At 64.3% G+C, this 19,680-nt stretch carries 15 protein-coding genes; 9 read left to right on the plus strand and 6 right to left on the minus strand.

The features are described 5' to 3' along the window. From paaD to GOOTI_RS09145, 4 genes are all read left to right on the plus strand, one after another. The gene (paaD, locus tag GOOTI_RS09130; protein WP_007238295.1) at nt 1-507 is read left to right on the plus strand and encodes a 1,2-phenylacetyl-CoA epoxidase subunit PaaD; all 507 of its coding nucleotides are present in this window, start codon (nt 1-3) and stop codon (nt 505-507) included. Nucleotides 508-509: 2 nt separating this feature from the next. Further along, nucleotides 510-1,616, plus strand: coding sequence for a 1,2-phenylacetyl-CoA epoxidase subunit PaaE (gene paaE / locus GOOTI_RS09135; RefSeq protein ID WP_007238296.1), 1,107 nt, complete (start codon nt 510-512; stop codon nt 1,614-1,616). Between the two features lie 80 nt (nt 1,617-1,696). Continuing rightward, nucleotides 1,697-3,013: a phenylacetate--CoA ligase PaaK gene (gene paaK, locus GOOTI_RS09140; protein WP_007238297.1), complete on the plus strand. Its 1,317-nt coding sequence runs from the start codon at nt 1,697-1,699 to the stop codon at nt 3,011-3,013. A 6-nt stretch (nt 3,014-3,019) separates the two neighbouring features. After that, the gene (locus GOOTI_RS09145; protein ID WP_007238298.1) at nt 3,020-3,970 is read left to right on the plus strand and encodes an AraC-like ligand-binding domain-containing protein; all 951 of its coding nucleotides are present in this window, start codon (nt 3,020-3,022) and stop codon (nt 3,968-3,970) included. Nucleotides 3,971-4,069: 99 nt separating this feature from the next. On the opposite strand, the gene GOOTI_RS09150 is transcribed toward GOOTI_RS09145, so the two are convergent. From GOOTI_RS09150 to styD, 3 genes are all read right to left on the minus strand, one after another. Continuing rightward, nucleotides 4,070-4,840, minus strand: coding sequence for an alpha/beta fold hydrolase (locus GOOTI_RS09150; protein ID WP_007238299.1), 771 nt, complete (start codon nt 4,838-4,840; stop codon nt 4,070-4,072). 13 nt (nt 4,841-4,853) lie between these two features. Then, nucleotides 4,854-5,966, minus strand: a complete 1,113-nt coding sequence (locus GOOTI_RS09155) for an NDMA-dependent alcohol dehydrogenase (protein ID WP_007238300.1) — start codon at nt 5,964-5,966, stop codon at nt 4,854-4,856. Between the two features lie 65 nt (nt 5,967-6,031). Continuing rightward, nucleotides 6,032-7,516, minus strand: a complete 1,485-nt coding sequence (gene styD, locus GOOTI_RS09160; protein WP_007238301.1) for a phenylacetaldehyde dehydrogenase StyD — start codon at nt 7,514-7,516, stop codon at nt 6,032-6,034. A gap of 255 nt (nt 7,517-7,771) precedes the next feature. Here styD and GOOTI_RS09165 point away from each other — a divergent pair, with 255 nt between their 5' ends. The 4 genes from GOOTI_RS09165 to nhaC all read left to right on the plus strand — a co-directional run bounded on the left by GOOTI_RS09165 (nt 7,772) and on the right by nhaC (nt 13,542). Then, a complete protein-coding gene (locus GOOTI_RS09165) occupies nt 7,772-9,421 on the plus strand; it encodes a Rieske 2Fe-2S domain-containing protein (RefSeq protein WP_007238302.1) in 1,650 nt (549 codons plus the stop codon). Between the two features lie 10 nt (nt 9,422-9,431). Then, nucleotides 9,432-10,070: a TetR/AcrR family transcriptional regulator gene (locus GOOTI_RS09170; RefSeq protein WP_007238303.1), complete on the plus strand. Its 639-nt coding sequence runs from the start codon at nt 9,432-9,434 to the stop codon at nt 10,068-10,070. Nucleotides 10,071-10,489: 419 nt separating this feature from the next. Next, a complete protein-coding gene (locus GOOTI_RS09175; RefSeq protein WP_138985235.1) occupies nt 10,490-11,851 on the plus strand; it encodes a lipase family protein in 1,362 nt (453 codons plus the stop codon). Between the two features lie 173 nt (nt 11,852-12,024). Then, entirely contained in the window at nt 12,025-13,542 is a 1,518-nt protein-coding gene (nhaC, locus tag GOOTI_RS09180) for a Na+/H+ antiporter NhaC (protein ID WP_007238305.1), read from the plus strand. Here nhaC and GOOTI_RS09185 read toward each other — a convergent pair. From GOOTI_RS09185 to GOOTI_RS09200, 3 genes are all read right to left on the minus strand, one after another. Beyond that, nucleotides 13,534-14,178, minus strand: coding sequence for a helix-turn-helix transcriptional regulator (locus GOOTI_RS09185; protein WP_007238306.1), 645 nt, complete (start codon nt 14,176-14,178; stop codon nt 13,534-13,536). The genes nhaC and GOOTI_RS09185 overlap by 9 nt on opposite strands. Nucleotide 14,179: 1 nt before the next feature. Beyond that, nucleotides 14,180-16,543 carry a sensor histidine kinase gene (locus GOOTI_RS09190; RefSeq protein WP_138985233.1) on the minus strand — a complete coding sequence of 788 codons (2,364 nt, stop codon included), beginning with the start codon at nt 16,541-16,543 and terminating at the stop codon, nt 14,180-14,182. Nucleotides 16,544-16,701: 158 nt separating this feature from the next. Continuing rightward, nucleotides 16,702-17,871, minus strand: a complete 1,170-nt coding sequence (locus GOOTI_RS09200; RefSeq protein WP_169315805.1) for a Na/Pi symporter — start codon at nt 17,869-17,871, stop codon at nt 16,702-16,704. Between the two features lie 206 nt (nt 17,872-18,077). Between GOOTI_RS09200 and GOOTI_RS09205 the strand changes: the two genes are divergently transcribed. Then, entirely contained in the window at nt 18,078-19,634 is a 1,557-nt protein-coding gene (locus GOOTI_RS09205; protein WP_007238310.1) for a basic amino acid/polyamine antiporter, read from the plus strand. The last annotated feature ends 46 nt before the right edge of the window (nt 19,635-19,680 follow it).

Below are 19,680 nucleotides of genomic sequence, written 5' to 3' on the forward strand. Positions count from 1 at the left end.
ATGGCTGACCCATACACATCGACACCCGCGGAGGTCGTCGGAGCTGTCCTCGACCCGGAGATGCCGATGGTCACTCTCGCCGACCTCGGTATCGTGCGCGACGTGACAGTGGCGGACGACCTCGTCAGAGTGCTGATCACCCCTACCTACTCCGGGTGCCCCGCCATGGCGACCATTAGATCCGACATAGAATCCGCGCTTGCCCGTCACGGCTACCGTGACGTCGAGATCGTCACCCAGCTCGAACCGGCGTGGACGACCGACTGGATCACTGCCACCGGGCGCCGCAAGCTCGTTGCCGCCGGCTACTCCGCGCCGGGACCTGCCCCACGGCGCACCACCGGACCGATACCGCTCACGTTGACCGCTCGCCCCCGCGACGTCGAATGTCCTCACTGCGGCTCGGCTGCAACGACTCTCGTTTCCGAGTTCGGCGCAACACTCTGTAAGGCGCACTACCGCTGTATCGAATGCGCGGAACCGTTCGACCACGTCAAGGAGATCTGACGATGTCCACCACCATGGCCACCGGGTCGACACAGAGCAGGCCGTCGGCACGCTCACGAGACTTTCACACCCTCACCGTCGCCGACGTCGAGCAGCTGTGCGACGACGCCGCCGCCGTGACGTTCGAGGTCCCCGCTGACCTCACCGAGCACTTCGCCTTCCGACCCGGCGAGTCACTCACGCTCCGTCGGGTTGTCGACGGCGTCGAGCATCGCCGGTCCTACTCGATCTGCGCACCCGTCGGTACCGCGCCACGAGTCGGTGTACGCGAGATCGATGGCGGCCTCTTCTCCTCGTGGCTCGTCCACGAGGTCCGCGCGGGCGATCAGATCGACGTGATGGCACCGAGCGGAACCTTCTACGCCGACCCGCACGCGGGTGGCAGACATCTGCTGATCGCGGCGGGTTCGGGCATCACACCGATGCTCTCGATCGCGTCGTCACTCCTGGAGCACTCCGACGCGCAGGTCACCGTCATCTACGTCAATCGCCGTACGCGATCGGTCATGTTCGCCGAAGAACTCGCCGATCTCAAAGACGAGTACGGCCCGAGGTTCGACATCATCCACGTGCTGTCCCGGGAACCGCGTGAAGTCGAACTGTTCAGCGGGCGTCTCGACCGCGAGCGCCTCGACTCGATCCTCGACACCGTCGTTCCCACTGACGATGTCGACGACTTCTGGCTCTGCGGACCACTCGACATGGTCGAGGGGGCCAAGCGATCTCTGGCCGAACGTGGCGTCGACGCCGTTCGTATCCACAACGAGCTGTTCTACGTCGAGGCAGTTCCACCACCTGTCGCCCGCCACCGCGAGTCAACCGGTTCCGGACCCACGAGCGAGGTCACCCTCACACTCGACGGACGATCGGTCACCGGGACACTCGCTCGCGACGAGACGATCCTCGAATCCGGAGAAACGCTGCGCGCGGACCTCCCGTTCGCGTGCAAGGGAGGCGTGTGCGGCACCTGTCGCGCAAAGATCACCTGCGGCGAGGTCGACATGGTGCGCAACTACGCGCTCGAGCAGTCCGAGGTCGACGCGGGGTTTGTCCTGACCTGTCAGACCTATCCGGTCAGTGACACCGTCGCCGTCGACTTCGACAGCTGACCCACGCCACTGTTCTCGCCCGGCCCCGCTCGGCTCAGCACGATCCCACACAGTCCACAATCCTCACCACGGAGCCCACGATGACCACCACACTTCCTACCTCCACCGGCGGACACGACACGTCCGAGATCGAGTTCGCTTCCCGCGACGAGATCAGCGCACTCCAACTCGAGCGCCTGCGCTGGACGCTGCAGCACGCATACGACAACGTTCCGCACTATCGACAAGCGTTCGATGCCAAGGGTGTTCACCCGAACGACCTGAAGAGTCTCGGCGATCTCGCGCTCTTCCCGTTCACCGCAAAGGCCGACCTGCGCAACAACTATCCGTTCGGCATGTTCGCGGTTGCGCAGGACGAGATCTCCCGCCTGCACGCGTCGTCGGGAACCACCGGACGACCCACCGTCGTCGGCTACACGAGTCGGGATCTCGACAACTGGGCCGACCTGGTTGCGCGCAGTCTGCGCGCGGCGGGAGTCAGACCGAGTGACAAGGTGCACGTCGCCTATGGCTACGGGCTGTTCACCGGCGGGCTCGGTGCCCACTATGGTGCAGAACGTCTGGGCTGCACGGTGATTCCGATGTCGGGCGGTATGACCGAACGGCAGATTCAGCTCATCGAGGACTTCGAGCCCGACGCGATCATGGTGACGCCGTCGTACATGCTGACCATCGTCGACGCCATGCAGCGCCAGGGCATCGATCCCGCGAAAACCTCGCTACGCACCGGGGTGTTCGGCGCCGAGCCGTGGACCGAGCAGATGCGGACGGAACTCGAAGCCACCCTCGCGATGGACGCCGTCGACATCTACGGCCTGTCGGAGGTGATGGGTCCGGGCGTTGCGCAGGAGTGCGTGGAAACGAAAGACGGGCTGCACATCTGGGAGGACCACTTCTACCCGGAGATCATCGACCCCATGACAGGTGAGGTCCTGCCGGACGGCGAGGAGGGCGAACTGGTCTTCACCTCGCTCACCAAAGAAGCCATGCCAATCATCAGGTACCGCACCCGCGACCTCACCCGGCTGCTCCCGGGTACTGCGCGCACCATGCGGCGGATGCAGAAGGTGACCGGCCGAACCGACGACATGATCATCCTGCGTGGCGTCAACCTCTTCCCCACCCAGATCGAGGAATTGATCCTCACCGAACCGGCACTGGCTCCACAATTCCAGTGTGTACTCGACCGCCCCGGTCGCATGGACACGTTGACCGTCCGCGTCGAGTACCGGCCCGATGTCGCCGAACACCACCGAGCCCCTGCCGCGGCAAACCTGAAACGACTCATCAAGAATCGCATCGGCGTTACCGTAGACGTCATGATCGCCGAGCCGGGCTCCCTGCAGCGTTCGACAGGGAAAGCGAAGCGACTGGTGGACAACCGACCCAAGGACTAGACGACGATGCGGACCACTCGCGAACCTTCGCCCCAGATACTCCGGGATGCGGGGTTCGATGAATGGCGCGAGGCGGTTTCGTCGGCGTTCGTTCCGCTTGATGCCATCCCGCTCCAGGGCCACGGCGAGCCCTTCCGCGGCGCGCTCTCCAGCGCGGACCTCGGTGAGCTCCAGATGTCCGGAGTGATCGGCTCCCGAGCGCGTATTCGGCGTTCGCCGATCACCATACGTCGCTCCGACCCCGGCGTGATCAAGGTCGCCCTGCAGGTTCGTGGTCATTCGACCGTCACACAGCACGGCCGTGTCGCAGCGCTCAGCCCCGGGGATATCGCGGTCTACGACACCAGCCATTGCTACGAGCTGTCGTTGAACGATTCCTTCGAGATGCTCGTCGCAGTGGTCGGCCGCGCCGCGATACGCATCGGAGAGAACGAATTGCGCGATGCGACAGCCAGAACCATCGCATCGTCGACCGGAATCGGTGCACTGCTGCGGCCCGTACTCACCTCGCTCGATGAGCAGGTCCGACAGCCGCATTCGGATGCCACCGACAATCCGCTTGTCACCGAAGCAGTCGCCGACCTGGTCAGTGCGGCACTACGCGCGGCCACACCCAACCACCTCGGCAGCGGAGAAACAGTGTTGATGTCGGCGCGCTCCTACATCGAGAGCACTCTCGGCGACATCACCTTGTCGCCGGCCGCGGTGGCTGCGAAACATCACATCTCGGTCCGTCAGCTACAGAAGCTGTTCGCGCACGATGGCCAGACGGTGTCCGGCTTCATCCGGCAACGGCGGCTGGCGCGCAGTCGACGCGATCTCGCCGATCCCCGTCAGGCTCACCGAAGCATCGGCGACATCGCTGCGTCGAATGGACTGGTCGACGCAGCCCACTTCTCCAAGCTGTTCAAGAGCACATACGGGATGAGTCCGCGGGAGTATCGCGACAGGCAGTAGAGCATTGGTCGCACGCCGCGGTATGACTTCGTCATCCGCGGTGTGAACGGTCTGTTCACACCGCGGATGAAGCGCACGGCTGTATGGGATACCGACGAATCACGCGGTTACACGCAGTATCTCGGCGCAGACGGCGTCGGGATCGTCATACATGGGTACATGCCCGACCCCTGCGATGCTGCGACGCTCGGCCTTCGGCACCAGTTCGGCAAAACGGGTACCGAAGGCCGATTCCGGAATCAACACGTCGTCGGTCCCCCACGCGAGTGTGACCGGCACATCGATCGGCCCCAATTCCGGAAGCGGCTCGGTGCGGAAGGCTGCGATGAGCGGGTGGAAGGCGCGACAGGCGAGGTTGTCGTCGATGATTCCTACCGCCGACACAGAATCCAGTTGATCGGTTCTGTGTATCACTTTGCCGAACAACATCTTCCGGGCAGCCCGTGACCTGGTCACGGCTGCTCCGACCGGGCCGACTGCACGGTACACCCGCCGACCCACCTCGAAACCCCGGAACACGGCCTCGACGTGTGCTCCTTTCGACCAACCGAAAGCAGGCGACAGACACACGACCGATCGGGCTCTCCCGCGCGCCGCGAGTTCGAGTGCGAGCCAACCGCCGAGCGAGTTCCCGACCAGATGCGCGTCACCGACACCGGCCGAATCCAGCTGCTGTTCGATGCCGTCCGCCAGGACGTTCACTGCCGAGACACCCTCACGCGCAACGAAGTCTGGTCCGTCGCGGTGACCGGGAATCGTCGGCGTGACAACCCGGTGGTATTCCTCCACCGACTGCCGAATCGAATCCCAGTTCCGTGGACTTCCGGTCAGTCCGTGGAGACACACCAGCGGAGTGCGCAGTTCTGACATGAGAGTCTCCCGCTCAGTACATGATCACGCCGCGGATGTTCTCCGCTCTCCGCATGGCCGCGTATCCCTCGTTGACCTGATCGAGAGAGTAGGTATGCGTGATCATCTCGTCGAGCTTGAGTTGGCCCTCCATGTACAGCCGCAACAGGTGCGGGATGTCGAACCGGATGTTGGCGTTCCCGAACCACGCGCCCTTGAACGTCTTTCGCATCGCGGTCAGATCGAAGAGGCTCATCGTGACATCAGTGGCGGTCAGGTCACCGACCGACACCTGAACGCAGACGCCACCTTTCGCGACGAGACTCATCGCCTGGCCGACGAGCTCGCCTCGGGCGACGTCGACCGTGATCAGCACCTTGTCGGCAAGCTGACCCCAGGTGATCTCCTGCAGGAGTTCGAGCGCCTCGTCGACCGTCGCCACCGCGTGCGTCGCCCCGAACACCTTGGCCTGCTCACGCTTGAAGGGTGACGGATCCACCAGAACGACGTGCCGTGCGCCCGCGAGCGCCGCTCCTTGCACGGCACCGCAGCCGACGCCGCCCATTCCCAGCACCACGACGGTTTCACCTGCAGAGACACCGGCCGCGTACACCGAAGAACCCCAGCCCGTGGTCACACCACAACCGACGAGTGCAGCCTTGTCGAGCGGGATGTCGTTGGTGAGTTTCACGCACGAGGCCTCGTTGACGACGGTGACCGGCGCGAACGTGCCGAGCAGACACATCAGCCCCGCATCCTGCCCGTTGACGTGATGGCGTGCGGTGCCATCGGAGAGCTGGACCCCCGCAAGGAGGTTCGCACCGAGATCGCAGATGCTGGACATGCCCTTGGCACACGACGGGCAACGCCCGCACGCGGGGATGAACCCCAGCGCGACGTGATCGCCGACCTCGACGCTTTTGACACCCGGGCCGATCTCCGTCACGACACCGGCCCCCTCGTGACCGCCGATGTAGGGGTACATCCCGACCGGTACGCTGCCGTCGCGGACGTGCTCGTCCGAGTGACACATGCCCGATGCCGCGAGCTCGACCTTCACCTCACCCCACCGGGGAGCGTCGAGTTCGAGTTCCTCGATCTGCCAGTCCTGACCGGGCTCCCACAGTACTGCTGCTTGCGTTTTCACGGATAATCCTCCCAGAAATGTTGTTGCAGTGTGCATTACAAAAATCAATCGACATCGGCCTGACGTCAGAGGACGACGGTGACGACCTTCTCCTCGGTATTGGCGAGGATGCCCGCCCATCCGAGTTCGCGGCCCACCCCGCTGGTCTTCATCCCTCCCCAGGGAAGCGCAGGATCTATTGCAGCCCAGCCATTGACCCACACAGCACCGGCACGAACCCTGCCCGCCAGCGAGTGCGCGAGTGAAACGTCGCGTGTCCAGATCGACGCCGCGAGACCGTAATCGGTGTCGTTGGCCATCGCGATGGCGTCATCCACGTCGTCGAAAGCGATCACGGTTCCCACAGGACCGAAGATCTCCTCACGAGCGATCTTCATGTCGTTGGTCGCATCGGCGAATATGGTTGGGCGCACGAAGAATCCATCGCCCTCGGCCCGCGCGCCACCGGCCGCGAGTCGCGCGCCCTGCTCCTTGCCGCTCTCGATGTAGGAGAGCACGGTGTCGAGTTGCCGCGCATTCACCAGCGCTCCCATGGTGGTCGCAGGATCGAGCGGGTCGCCGACCACCTGCGCAGCCGCCGCCGCGGCCAATCCTTCGACCACCTGGTCGTACACAGACCTGTGCACGAAGATCCTCGTGCCCGCGGCACACACCTCACCCTGGTTGAAGAACAGACCCATGGCCGTGCCGTTGATCGCGGCCTCCAGGTCGGCGTCGGCAAGGATGATCTGGGGCGACTTTCCGCCGAGTTCGAGAGTCACACGCTTGAATGTCTCCGCTGCTGCGCGGGCGATGTGCTTGCCCACGCGTGGGCTGCCGGTGAAGCTGACCTTGTTGACGTCGGGGTGGGTCACGATCGCTTCGCCCGTCACGTCGCCGAGCCCGGGAAGTACGTTGACCACGCCGTCGGGCAGTCCGGCCTCCTGCAGGAGACCGGCGAGGTGGAGAATCGACAACGGCGCATCCTCCGGCGGCTTGACCACCATCGTGTTGCCCGCCGCCAACGCCGGTGCGATCTTCCATGCCGCGATCATCAGCGGCGTGTTCCACGGGATGATCGCACCGATCACACCGACCGGTTCGCGCACGGTGTACGAGTGTGTGGGCTGACCGAAATAGCCCGCCGTCGGGATCGTCTCACCCGTGATCTTGTCGGCCCAGCCGGCGAAGTGACGGAAGGTCGCAGCCGCGTTGGGCACATCGAGCATCCCCGGCTGGCCGACGGGCTTGCCCACGTCGAGCGCCTCCAGGTGGGCGAGCGTCTCGGCGTCACGGTCGATCAGATCCGCGACCCGGTTGAGGATTGCACCGCGTGCCGCACCGGGCGTCGCGCCCCACTCACCGTCGAGGCTCGCCCGCGCTGCACGCACCGCGTCGTCGACATCGCGCGGGGTTGCCGCCGCGATACTGGCCAACACGGTCGCCGTCGCGGGGTTCAGATCCTCGAAGGTCTCACCTCCGGCCGCGTCACGCCAGGTGCCGTCCACGAGCAGTTGTGTTCTGGCTCCTGCCGACAGCTCGGGCCGGATCGTCTCGTCAACTGCGGTCATCGCGCATCCCCTCTGGTCGAACTGCATCTGGGCCGGCCACCCTCCAGCGGTGTGACCGTTGACACAATCCTCTCTGGAGAGAGGCGTCACTTACTTGCACTGATGCGCATGAATAGTTGTCAGATCGCGACCGTCGATGGTCGGGCCTTGAGGCCCACGACGCGAGTTGCGCCCACTCGATAGATTGGATGGTCGAGAGCTCCGCCGCGCGCACTAGCCACCGAGAACAGCCCGCGCGAACACGAAAGGCCCCACGTGCAGATCACCAGCATCGGACACGCCGGTTTCCACCTCCAGACCAACGCCGGTTCGATCCTCTGCGACCCCTGGACCAATCCGACGTACTTCGCGTCGTGGGTGCCGTTTCCCGACAACTCCGAGCTGGACTGGAAGGCACTCGGTCAGTGTGACTACCTCTACGTCTCACACCTGCACCTCGACCACTTCGACGAGCGCAACCTGCGCGAGAACGTCAGCAAGGACGCCACCGTCCTGCTCCCCGACTATCCGGTCCCCGACCTCAAGCGCGAACTCGAGAAGCTCGGCTTCACGAAGTTCGTCGAGACCACCGATTCGGTCAAGACGACGGTCTCCGGCCCCAAGGGCGACCTCGACGTCATGATCATCGCGTTGCGCGCACCGGCCGACGGCCCGATCGGCGACTCAGGGCTCGTCGTCTCAGACGGCGAGACCACCGCCTTCAACATGAACGACGCCCGGCCCATCGACCTCGACGTCATCGCCGACCAGTTCGGCCACGTCGATGTCCACATGCTGCAGTACTCGGGCGCCATCTGGTACCCGATGGTCTACGACATCCCGAAGCGCTCCAAGGCCAACTTCGCCGCACAGAAGCGCCAACGCGGCATGGACCGCGCCCGCTCCTACATCGAACAGGTCGGAGCCACCTGGGTGATCCCCTCGGCCGGCCCACCGATGTTCCTCGACGACGACCTGTTCGCCCTGAACGACTTCGGCTCCGGGATCGACGATCCGTCTCAGAACGCCCGCCCGGGCGATGTGACGTCGATCTTCCCCGACCAGGAGACCTTCCTGGAGCAGATGCGCATCCACGGCACCGACGACGGTGAGCGTCATCGCGGTCTGATGATGGTGTCGGGCTCGACCGCCCGCTTCACCGGTTCGACGCTCGATGAGGTCAGCCACCCGTACGCGCCGCACGACGTCTTCGGCGAGAACAAGCAGGCCTATCTCGAGCGGATGAAGGAGAAGTTCGCGCCGGTCATCGCGGCGCAGAAGCAGACCTGGGCCGTCGACGACGGCGAGTCACTCCTCGAACCACTGCGCGAATTGTTCGAGCCGATCATGGCACAGTCGGATCTGATCTGCGACGGCATCGGATACCCGGTGGGCCTGGTGATCACGCCGGACTTCCACAGTAAGGACGGCGCCGATCACCCACAGGCGCAGACCGTCGTACTCGACTTCCCCAATCGCATCGTGCGCGAGCCCAAAGAGGGAGAAGGAAAGTACCGCTACGGTTTTCGGATCGCACCCGAACTGGTTCGCACCGTGCTGCGCGATCAGGAGCCCGACTGGGTCAACACCATCTTCCTGTCGACGCGCTTCACCACGTGGCGCATCGGCGGCTACAACGAGTACCTCTACACGTTCTTCAAGTGCCTCACCGACGAGCGGATCGCCTACGCCGACGGCTGGTTCTCCGAAGCGCACGACGACTCGGCGTCGATCGTCAAGGATGGCTGGGAGATTCAGCGCCGCTGCCCGCACCTCAAGGCCGACCTGTCGAAGTTCGGGGTGATCGAGGGCGAGAAGCTCACCTGCAATCTGCACGGCTGGCAGTGGGACCTCCCGTCGGGCCGCTGCCTGACGTCGAAGGGCCACGAGCTTCGGGCCAAGCGCCTCGACGCCCCGACACAGTGACGCCCGAACCGTGCCAACCCAGCCGGTGACGACTGAACGGGCCCAGCGCACCTACGCCGGGCGTCCCATTGCCGATCGGCTCGCCGAGCGCCGTCGACGCTTCCTCGACGCCGCACTCGAAGAGTTCGCCTCTACCGGTTACGCGGCGTCGTCTGTCACCTCGATATGTCGGGCCGCGGGGCTCTCCCGCCGTCAGTTCTATGAGTTGTTCCCCGACAGGGAAGAACTTCTCATCGCCGTCTACGACGAGATCCAGGGCGCAGCGCGCGATGCTGTCGCGTCGGCCTTGGCACAATCGCCATCGCAGGAGGTCCGCGACCTCTCCAACGCCGCGATGAGCGCGTACATGCAGTCGGTCGGCACCGATCCACGCCGGGCAGAAGTCTCATTCGTACAGGTCGTCGGTGTCAGCCCGCGTGTCGAGCAACACCGACTCGAGGGTCGTGACGACTGGGCGGACTACTTCGTCGCCGCGATGTCGACCTTTGCCGGACGCCCCGAAGACGCCCGCGGCCGACAACTCGGAATCGCTTTCGTCGGCGCCCTCACCGCAGTTGTCCACCGCTGGAGCCTGGCGCCCGAGCCTGATGCGCTCGACACAGTGGTCGACGTCCTCACCGATATCCTGCTCGCATTCGCCGAGATCTGAACCTGTTCACTATCGTCCACGTATGATTTGTCGCCGCGAACGACCTGGCTTAAGCTTCCGATGTGAGACATACGTGTCTCACAGATGAGAGGCTCGGCCTCGCCCCCTCACGCGCACGCTCCCCGCCCCCGGGAAGAGCGTATGCCTCGGGGTCGAGCTTCTCGGTCGACCGGGTCGCTGTCGTTACCGAGTGACTCACCTGACGATTCCCCACTCTTGTGTCTGACGCCACAACCCGATACTGTCGTCGAAATTATGAGACATACGTGTCTCACATGAGAGTCGTCGACGAAAGGTGTGCACACGTGGGTCGGGTAGAGGTGCACTTGCAGCGGACACACAACCAGCAGTCACACGATCGGCGAGCCAGAACCCGGTCACAGACACCCCTACTCGGAGTCGTCACCGCCGTTCTCCTCGTGCTGTGTGCGCTCGTGACCACCGGCGCGGGTAGCGCAGCCGCCGTCCCTGTCGCACCCGCGCTCCCCTTCCCCGTCCCGCCCGCGATCCCCGAGTTCGACAAGGCCTTCTATCAGCCGCCCGCCGCCACCGTCGCCGCGAAGAGGCCCGGTGAACTCATCGCAGCACGCCGCGTGAATCTCGCTGCGCTGTCCATCTTTCCGCTGAACGTCGACAGCTGGCAGTACTCGTTCCGCTCGACCAACACGCGCGGCGAACCGATCGCATCGGTCGCCACCGTGCTCAAGCCCCGCGGACCGGTCAAGCCCGGACCCTCGAAGCTCGTCTCCTGGCAATCCGCGGAGGATTCGACGGCACAGTATTGTGCTCCGTCCTACGCGCTACAGCAGGCATCGATTCCGGGGAACCTGACCGGATCGGTCGACTCCACCTTCGAGCTCCTACAGATCACATCGCTTGTCGCAGCTGGCTATTCGGTGGTCATTCCCGATCACCAGGGACCTGATTCAGCATTCGCGGCAGGACCCCTCGCCGGACGTATCACCCTCGACGCGATCCGCGGCGCGCGGAACTTCCGTCCGCTCGGACTCAAGAATGATCTTCGCGTCGGGCTGATGGGCTACTCGGGTGGTGCCATCGCCACCGGTTGGGCGTCGGAACTCCATCGTTCCTACGCACCCGAGCTGCCCATCGTCGGCGCTGCGGAAGGTGGCGTTCCCGCGAACATCCGGGCCCTGGTCGACCTGGCGAACAACAACGCGGCGTCGGGCCTGATACTCGCAGGTGTCATCGGCGTGAGCCGCGAGTACCCGGAACTAGCGGCTTTCCTTCGGGCACACATGAATCCACTCGGCAAGGCGTTGATCGGAGCCAAGAACCCGCTCTGCCTGACCTATCAGGCCGCGCTGGCACCCTTCCTCAACATCAAGGGCCTGATCAATGTGCCAGGCGACCCACTCGACTATCCCACGCCACGAAGAGTTTTGAACGAGTTGAAGATGGGTCGCACCACCCCCGACTTCCCGATGTTCATCTACCAGTCCAATCCCGACTGGATCGCACCCGTCGGACCGGTGAACACCCTGGTGAAGACCTACTGCAGCAGACCCGGCGCAGACATCACCTACACGCGCGACCACTTCAGCGAACACATCACGCTGGCCGTCGAGGGTTTCGCTCCTGCGGTGGTCTGGATGGCCGACAGACTTGACGGCAAGCCGGTTCGACGTGGCTGCAGTACCAGCGATCAGGGGACGATGGCACTCAATCCCGACACCTGGCCCGCGTTCGTCAACCTGGTGGGGAACAACCTCGCTGCACTCGTCGGCCAACAGCTGGGTCGAAACCCGGTGCATCCCTGAGTGATCTGACACCTCACCGCAGGTCGAGCGCACAGGTGCTCGGGTCCTGTCCCCCGAATTGCGGTCATTCTCAGTGCCGCGGTCACGCGATGTGAATCGCCTCCACACGTGACAATGAGAAGCGGTGTTGCCAGCGCGCACACCAGATCACTTCTCGACGGGATGGACACGCGATGACCGAGGAGCACGGCACCAGTACGCGTTCGGCCGACTCACGACCGGAGCCACGCCCCCCGAGCATGGCCGACGCCCTCGTACCGATCATCGCGCTCGCCGTGTTGATCGCCGGGTCGCTGGCGCTCTTCGGACTCGATGCGCTCGACGGACCTCTCCAGGTCGCGCTCATCCTGTGCTGCGCGATCGTGACCCTGATCCTGTTCAAGAACGGGTATCGGTGGGACCACGTCGAGGAGGCAAGCCGCGGGGCCCTGTCGTCGATCACATCAGCGCTGTTCATCCTGCTCGCAGTCGGCGCACTGATCGGTACCTGGAACCTGTCGGGCACGATTCCGACGTTGGTGTACTACGGCATCCAGATCCTGTCGCCGGGCTATTTCTACGTCGCGGCGGCACTCGTCTGCGGCATCATCGCCATGTCCATCGGGAGCTCGTGGACCACCGCGGGCACGATCGGAGTCGGCCTCGTCGGCATCGCGGGACTTCTCGGGGTGTCCACAGCGATCTGCGCCGGGGCGGTGATCTCAGGAGCCTATCTCGGTGACAAGCTCTCACCACTCTCCGAAACCACTGTTCTCACAGCGCAAATGGTGAAGGTCGATCTCTACACACACATCAAGAACCAGGCGTGGACATCGCTCCCGGCCTTCGCGATCGCCTGCATCGTCTTCGCCATCCTCGGTGTGGCCGGGCCCGCCGTTTCGCCGACCCCCGGAGAAGAGGTCGAACTGGCGGGCCTCAACGGCGTGTTCTGGATCAATCCGCTCAACCTGCTACCGCTTGTCTTGCTGATCGTGCTGTCGGTCCGGAAGTGGCCGCCGTACCTCGCGCTCCTCACCGCGTCGCTGTTCGCCGCGATCATGGCGCCGTTCACCCAGCACGACGCTCTGACGGCATTCGTCGCGGGGTTCGACGGGTCGACCAATCCGGTCATCAGCGCGCTTCAGGCCGGGTGGAAGGCGATGGCCAACGGCTTCGAGGCAAGCACAGGGGTCGCGGACATCGATCGCCTCGTATCCCGTGGCGGCATGGACAGCATGCTGCTGACGATCTGGCTGATCATCGGCGCGGTGACCTTCGGCGCACTACTGGAGAAGTTCGGCCTCATCAATCGCATCATCGACCCGCTGATCGCAGCAGCCAAGACCCGCGGGCGACTCTTTCTGACAGTGTTCGCCACCTGTTTCGGCCTCAACGTCGTGGCGGGCGACCAGTACATCGCGCTTGTTCTCCCGAGTCGCATCTATCGGACAGTGTTCATCCAGAGACGGATTGCACCACCGAACCTTTCACGACTGTGCGCCGACAGCGCAACGGTCACCTCTCCGCTGATCCCTTGGAACTCCTGCGGCGCCTTCATGGGCGCGGTCCTCGGAGTCGCCACGCTCTCCTATCTGCCCTTCGCCGTCTTCTGTTACGCGAGTCCGATCCTCAGCGTGATCTACGGTTTCACGGGATTCAAGGTCAAGACACTCTCCACCGACGAAGCCGAGGCGCTCGAAGCGTCAGCGTGAGACCTGCTGCCCATCCCTGGGGATGAAGCCGTCATCGACTGCCGCACTGTAGAGTTCGGATCTGGTTCGTGCGCGGTGCCCGAGCACCTCGTACTTGTGTCGAACGCGATCGATGTACTGCTTGGCAGTACTGGGCGCGATGCCCATCCGTCGCGCAACAGTGTCTAGCTTCATGCCACACGCGTACAGGCGTAACGCCTCGATCTCCTTGCGCGACAATTCAGGTCGCCCCGCACCGCGATCCTCGAGAAATGCTCTCGCAAGCGTCGGCGTCATCCACATGTCGCCAACGAGCGCGGCGTCGACGGCAGACTGCAGATCGGCCAGCTCGTCCTGCTTGGACACCACCGCACAGCAACCGGCACCGACCATGCGTCGCACGTGACGCGCACTGGCCAACGCCGACAACACGATCACCCCGACACCTCGGTTCACGACAGCCGCCACAACCGCGTCGTCGGCGATACCGGCGACACCCAGGTCCAGATCGAGCACCACCAGATCGACGTCGTCTCGCGCGATCACCTGATCGAGGTCGGGTCCGCTCATCACCACCTCGTGTCCCCACCCCGTCAGCCGAGCAGCCACCGCCTCGCGCACGAGCGTGTGGTCGTCGACGAGTGCCAGACGCGCCATCTCACACCCCTCCCAACTCGACGATGCCCCCGCTGAGACTGTCGGCGACGACGGTCACCCGCACAGGTGAATCCTCGGCGAAAACCCCCACCGTCACGCGTTCGCCGGCTCGCGCTGCCCCGACGCTGTCGACGACTGCGCCGATGACCTCGTCGCCCACGTCCTCGTCCGCCTGCCGTCCGCCGCCGCCGCCGCCGAAGAAGTGCAGCGTGAGCAGGACGCCAGCTGATCTGGCCATCTCGATCACCGGCATCCATCGGGGCTCCTGTCCGACCGGAATCGTGATCAGGGCTCGCAGACGACTCTCCTCGTGGCGCGCCGCCGCGCGCGTCTCGTACTCCGCGGAACGCTCCGGCGCCGCGATGAGCTCGGTCAGCAGGGCTCTCGCCGACGACAGCAACGACGGACCCTGTACCGCATGAAAACTCGCCTCGACTGCGGACCGCTCGAGCTCCTCACGCCGGAGCAGTTCACGACGATGCAGATTCTCGATCTCCGCGGCCATGTCCGCCATCCGAGTTCGCACGACCATGAACACCGCGATCAGCAGAGCGTCGGCGAACAATGTGACGACCGCCGACGTCGCCGCGCGTCCGGAGATCATCATCGTGACGGTCAGACCGGCCGCTCCGATCACCAAGGGCGGCAACATCACGGCACGTCGGCCGTCGACGAGGATGAAACAGATGCACACTCCTGCCGCCGCGTCGCCGAGCCACGACATGTTCGACGAGATGAATCCGTTGCCCGACGACGTGGCTTCGATGAACGGTCCCGCCACGGCAACGACACCTGCGGCGACCATTCCGAGGTAGCCCGCCGTGACGACGAGTGCGGACAGATGCCCGTCTCGACGGGGCGCGACGGTGAGCGTGACCAGCACCGCCGCAACGATCATCCATGCCACGAGCGCCGGGATCATGGCATGCATCGACCATCCGGTCCGAAACGCTGAGGCAAGTGCGGCGACAGCGAGAAACTCGGCGAGCAGCACCGGCACGAGTCGCACCGTGATCCCCGCGACGGCGTCGGCCAGAACGTTTCGGCCCTCGACGCTCTGCAACGGCGGCACGGTGAGTGTGACCGTCATTCCCGCGCCGGGAGCCGACTCGACGTCGACAAGCGTCATCCCATCTCGCGCGCGAAGATCCAGTGCCGCAACGAGGGCCGCGGTGTCTGCGGTTCCCACCCCCTCGTCCCTGATGGCGACCTGTCCCGCCAACCCGTCGACCGAGACACTGACGCGATCGACTTGCGAGTGCTTGGCGGCGTTGGTGATCGACTCGCCGAGGAGACCCACGATCTCTTGTCGTCGCCACAGCGGTTGTCGTGCGATGAGTGCGTCGAGCGCAGCGCGGTCGTGCACCACGAGGTCGATGTCCAGAGTCCCCGCATAGCTGATGAGGTCCGAGACCGTCGCAACGCCGGGTATCCGGAACTCTTCGAGGGCATCGATTGCTGCAACATCAGCACGGCACCGCTCACGGAGACCCTCGCGATCGCTGACCACCGCACCATTTGCCACCGCGCCGAGGGTGTTCACGACGGTGTCGTGCAGGACGCGCGATTGATGACTACCGAGTTCGGCCTTCGCGATTCCGCGGACCATCGCGCGCTCACTGTGCTCGCGAGACGCGCGATGACGGTCGGTCAACTCGGCGATGTCGCGCCATCCTGCGGCCAGAAGAGCGACGGCCGCGGTGGAACACACCGTGTACACAGGTATCGCGAGCGCGTAGTACTGCGCGACCCGGCCGAGCCCGGTCTCCGGAGTGCCCTGGAGCGCCAGGTAGTTCACCGCGATGGCAACCGATGCCGCTCCAGACAGCGCACCGGCCACGGACAGAGCCGTCCGTTTCGCTCCCACGAGGGCAGCGACAATGCCGACGCAGAGGCACACGTTCAGCACGATGCGCAGCGCGGCGACATCGGTGGGCTCCGCCGACACCGCGAGCCCCACGCAGATCATCGACCAGGTCATCACCGGCGCCCACATTGTCGACCGAGTGGTCAGAGTTGCCACCCAGCAGAGCGCGTGCGCGACGAACAACCCGCGGATCAGCATCGCGCTGTCGAAGGAGTGCACCGAATCGGAGTAGGCGATGAACTGGGCCACCGGCATCACACCGGACCAGACAAGAGCCGCCGAACGCAGCACCCCGGTCACCCCGACCGAATAGGACGCGGGCGGGGTCGGGACAGACGAGCGGGCAGTAGGCCTGTCGGCGGCACGATGTGCGGGATGACGCGCAGCCGGGTGCCGGTGACGCGAGCGAGCAGACGCCGCACCAGAAGGCGGGTGAGCGGCGCCGGTGGCGTTCGGCGACGGCAGGGGCGTCCGCTGCGTGAGCATCGAATCCACCATGAGATGCACCTCCGCACTACTACGTGCACAGATGATCCCAGAGCACGCGTGTTTCTGCTGGCCGGACGGGAGAAGTAGAGACCTACGCCCCGTGTCCGAATCGGTCGCTGTCGCGGACTGGGTGGCCCGCACGGGACCTGCGAATCGAAGGAACCGGCTCAGAAGACAAGGCTCAACAGAATCACCGACATGGGCAACACGATGAACACGACGACCAGATAGGTCGCCAGGAATCTCTTGCTGTCGACCGATCGATCGGCGAGCCACGCCGCGCAGCGGAGCGGGATTCGGCGCAGGAACGGAATCCCGAATATGACCGCCACTGCGGCGACGTTGTAGACGACATGCACCAGGGCGGTCTGCAAACCGGTCTTGGCGTTGGAACCGGTGACCGCGAATGCCGCGAGCAGCGCTGTCAGCGTGGTGCCGAGGTTGGCACCGAGCGTCACCGGGTAGACCTGCTTCGGAGTGATCGCTCCTGTCCCGACGAAGGGCACGAGAATCGTGTTCGTCACGGTCGACGACTGCGTCATCACTGTCACACCGAATCCGGTGAGCATCGCGCGCAGCGGACCTCGATCAACGGCGACCATCAGTGCGTCGCGAGCTCGCCCGACCATCAGAACCTTGAGTAACCGCGACAGGAATCTGATCGCGACAAAGATCATGGCGATCCCGACGACAACCACGAGAAGTGCACCGACATAGACGGTTCCGATTCGTCCGACGACATCGACGACGAGTGTCACCACCGGCCGCGTCAACCAGCGGATCACATTCATGTTCGACGGATCGGGAAGACTGCTGCCATAGAGCAGATCAGTGAGCCACCCGGAGATTCGCGCGAGGGGATGGAAGATCAGTTCAAGTGGAAAGAAGATGACGAGCGCCAGCACATTGAAGAAGTCGTGAATCGTCGATGCCATCAATGCTCGACGAAACTCCTCGCGCGCACCGACGAATCCGAGTGCGACGAACGTACAGGTGACCGTCGTCCCGACATTCGAGCCCATGATGATGGGAACCGACTCGTTGACTGTCAACGCGCCTGTTCCGACGGCGGTGACGACGATGGCCGTCACAGTCGTCGACGACTGGACGATCACCGTTGCGAGCACCCCGACGGCAAGCCCCACAAAAGGATTCCCGGCGAAAGCGAAGAGTTGATGCGCGCGGTCGTCGCCCAACAGCCTGAATCCTCGTCCGATGACGCTCACCGCGCTGATCAGAAGCAACAGCGCCAGCACGACGGCGAGCCAGAGCACGGTGACGCGAAGAACGGAACGTCGAGCGGTTGGCTCGGTTCTGTGATTCGGCGTGACAGCCATGGGACAACGGTAGAAATGCACCTCGACGCGTGTGGTGAACATTCGGTGCACGGCACGCGAACTGAGGACTGCGACCATCACTGACCTGCGATGTCGGCGGACTCCAGGCCCCCGTGACCCCCGAAGTGCGGACACACGTTCGGCCTACCCCTGCCGCCACCAGGAGGCACTATTGACCCGCCGACATACTGAACCCAGGAGCAGGCATGGCGACTACAGGATCAGCCACCACGACGACTGACGCGGACCAGAAGGTCAACCTGCCGACCCTGACGGCGATGGTGGTCGGTTCGATGGTCGGGTCGGGAGTCTTTCTGCTTCCCAGGCGATTCGGCACCGAGACCGGCGTGCTCGGCGCCCTCATCGCGTGGGCGATCGCCGGTACCGGAATGCTGATGCTGGCCTTCGTCTTCCAGCGCCTCGCAGTGCGCAAGCCAACACTCGACGCCGGCATCTTCGCTTACGCCAAGGCCGGATTCGGCGATTACGTCGGCTTCAATTCCGCGTTCGGCTTCTGGGCGTCCGCGTGCGCGGGAAACACGTCGTATTGGGTGCTGATCATGGCGACAACGAGTGCATTGTTCCCCGCACTCGGCGACGGTTCGACGGTCCTGGCCGTGGTCCTGTCCTCGATCGGATTGTGGCTGTTCTTCTGGCTGATCAGCCGCGGGGTGCAGCAGGCAGCCATCATCAACCGCATCGCCACGATCGCCAAGGTGGTGCCCATCCTCGTGTTCATCGTGCTGGCACTGATCATGCTCGACGCGGGGTACTTCTCCGACAACTTCTGGGGCGGCAACGGCATCGAAGTAGGGTCGCTGTGGGAGCAGGTCAAGGGGACGATGCTGATCACGGTCTTCGTGTTCCTCGGCATCGAGGGTGCCAGCATGTACTCGCGCTTCGCGCGGAAGCGTGAAGACGTGGGTCGTGCAACGGTTCTCGGTTTCGTCGGGGTTCTCGGTGTCTTCGCACTGGTGACACTGGTCTCCTACGGAGCGATGCCGCAGGGAGAGCTTGCGAACATCGACCAGCCGTCGATGGCTTCGGTGTTGGAATCACTTGTGGGCGAGTGGGGTTCGATATTCATCCGAATCGGCGTCATCCTGTCGGTACTCGGCGCGTACCTCGCCTGGACACTCATGGCCGCCGAGGTCCTCTACATACCCGCGCGTAGCAACGACATGCCGCGGTTCCTCGGACGCGAGAACAAGGCCGGCGCACCGGTGCCCGCGCTGATCTTCGCAACCGGACTCGTGCAGCTGCTGCTGATCCTGATCCTGTTCGTCGACGACGGCCTCGACTTCATGCTCGATCTCACCGCGGCACTGGCGTTGCTCCCCTATCTACTGGCAGCCGCATACATGTTGAAATTGACACTGACCCGCGAAACCTATGGCAGCCGCGAACGCGAGATCGACGGCAGCCCCCGCGCGGTCGACATGGTGATCGCGGCAGTCGCGGTGATCTACACCGGTTTTCTCGTCTGGGCCGCAGGGTGGGACAAGCTCCTGCTGTCGTGCATCCTCTACGCGCCGGGCACCATTCTGTACGTCATCGCACGCCGTGAACAGAAGCTGCGTGTCTTCCGGCCGGCGGAAGCAGCGCTGTTCGGAGTGTTCCTCGTCGGCGCGATCGGCGGAATCATCTATCTTGCAACGGGTTCGGAGGACATCTTCGACGAGCCAGAACACGAACGACATTCGTACTACGTCGACGACCCCACTGCGCACCACCATCCGGACCACACGAAAGGCACATCATGACGACACCCGCATCGCACTACGGCGTCCACTCCGAGGTCGGCAAATT

This window comes from Gordonia otitidis NBRC 100426 (assembly GCF_000248075.1).
In the GTDB taxonomy this organism is placed as follows: domain Bacteria; phylum Actinomycetota; class Actinomycetes; order Mycobacteriales; family Mycobacteriaceae; genus Gordonia; species Gordonia otitidis.

What these genes read in the sequence shown, in the direction of transcription:
- GOOTI_RS09185 (WP_007238306.1), bottom strand. Translation starts at nt 14,178, where the DNA reads ATGGCGCGTCTGGCACTCGTCGACGACCACACGCTCGTGCGCGAGGCG.
- GOOTI_RS09190 (WP_138985233.1), bottom strand. Translation starts at nt 16,543, where the DNA reads ATGGTGGATTCGATGCTCACGCAGCGGACGCCCCTGCCGTCGCCGAAC.
- paaD (WP_007238295.1), top strand. Translation starts at nt 1, where the DNA reads ATGGCTGACCCATACACATCGACACCCGCGGAGGTCGTCGGAGCTGTC.
- paaE (WP_007238296.1), top strand. Translation starts at nt 510, where the DNA reads ATGTCCACCACCATGGCCACCGGGTCGACACAGAGCAGGCCGTCGGCA.
- GOOTI_RS09150 (WP_007238299.1), bottom strand. Translation starts at nt 4,840, where the DNA reads ATGTCAGAACTGCGCACTCCGCTGGTGTGTCTCCACGGACTGACCGGA.
- styD (WP_007238301.1), bottom strand. Translation starts at nt 7,516, where the DNA reads ATGACCGCAGTTGACGAGACGATCCGGCCCGAGCTGTCGGCAGGAGCC.
- paaK (WP_007238297.1), top strand. Translation starts at nt 1,697, where the DNA reads ATGACCACCACACTTCCTACCTCCACCGGCGGACACGACACGTCCGAG.
- GOOTI_RS09205 (WP_007238310.1), top strand. Translation starts at nt 18,078, where the DNA reads ATGGCGACTACAGGATCAGCCACCACGACGACTGACGCGGACCAGAAG.
- nhaC (WP_007238305.1), top strand. Translation starts at nt 12,025, where the DNA reads ATGACCGAGGAGCACGGCACCAGTACGCGTTCGGCCGACTCACGACCG.
- GOOTI_RS09200 (WP_169315805.1), bottom strand. Translation starts at nt 17,871, where the DNA reads ATGGCTGTCACGCCGAATCACAGAACCGAGCCAACCGCTCGACGTTCC.
- GOOTI_RS09145 (WP_007238298.1), top strand. Translation starts at nt 3,020, where the DNA reads ATGCGGACCACTCGCGAACCTTCGCCCCAGATACTCCGGGATGCGGGG.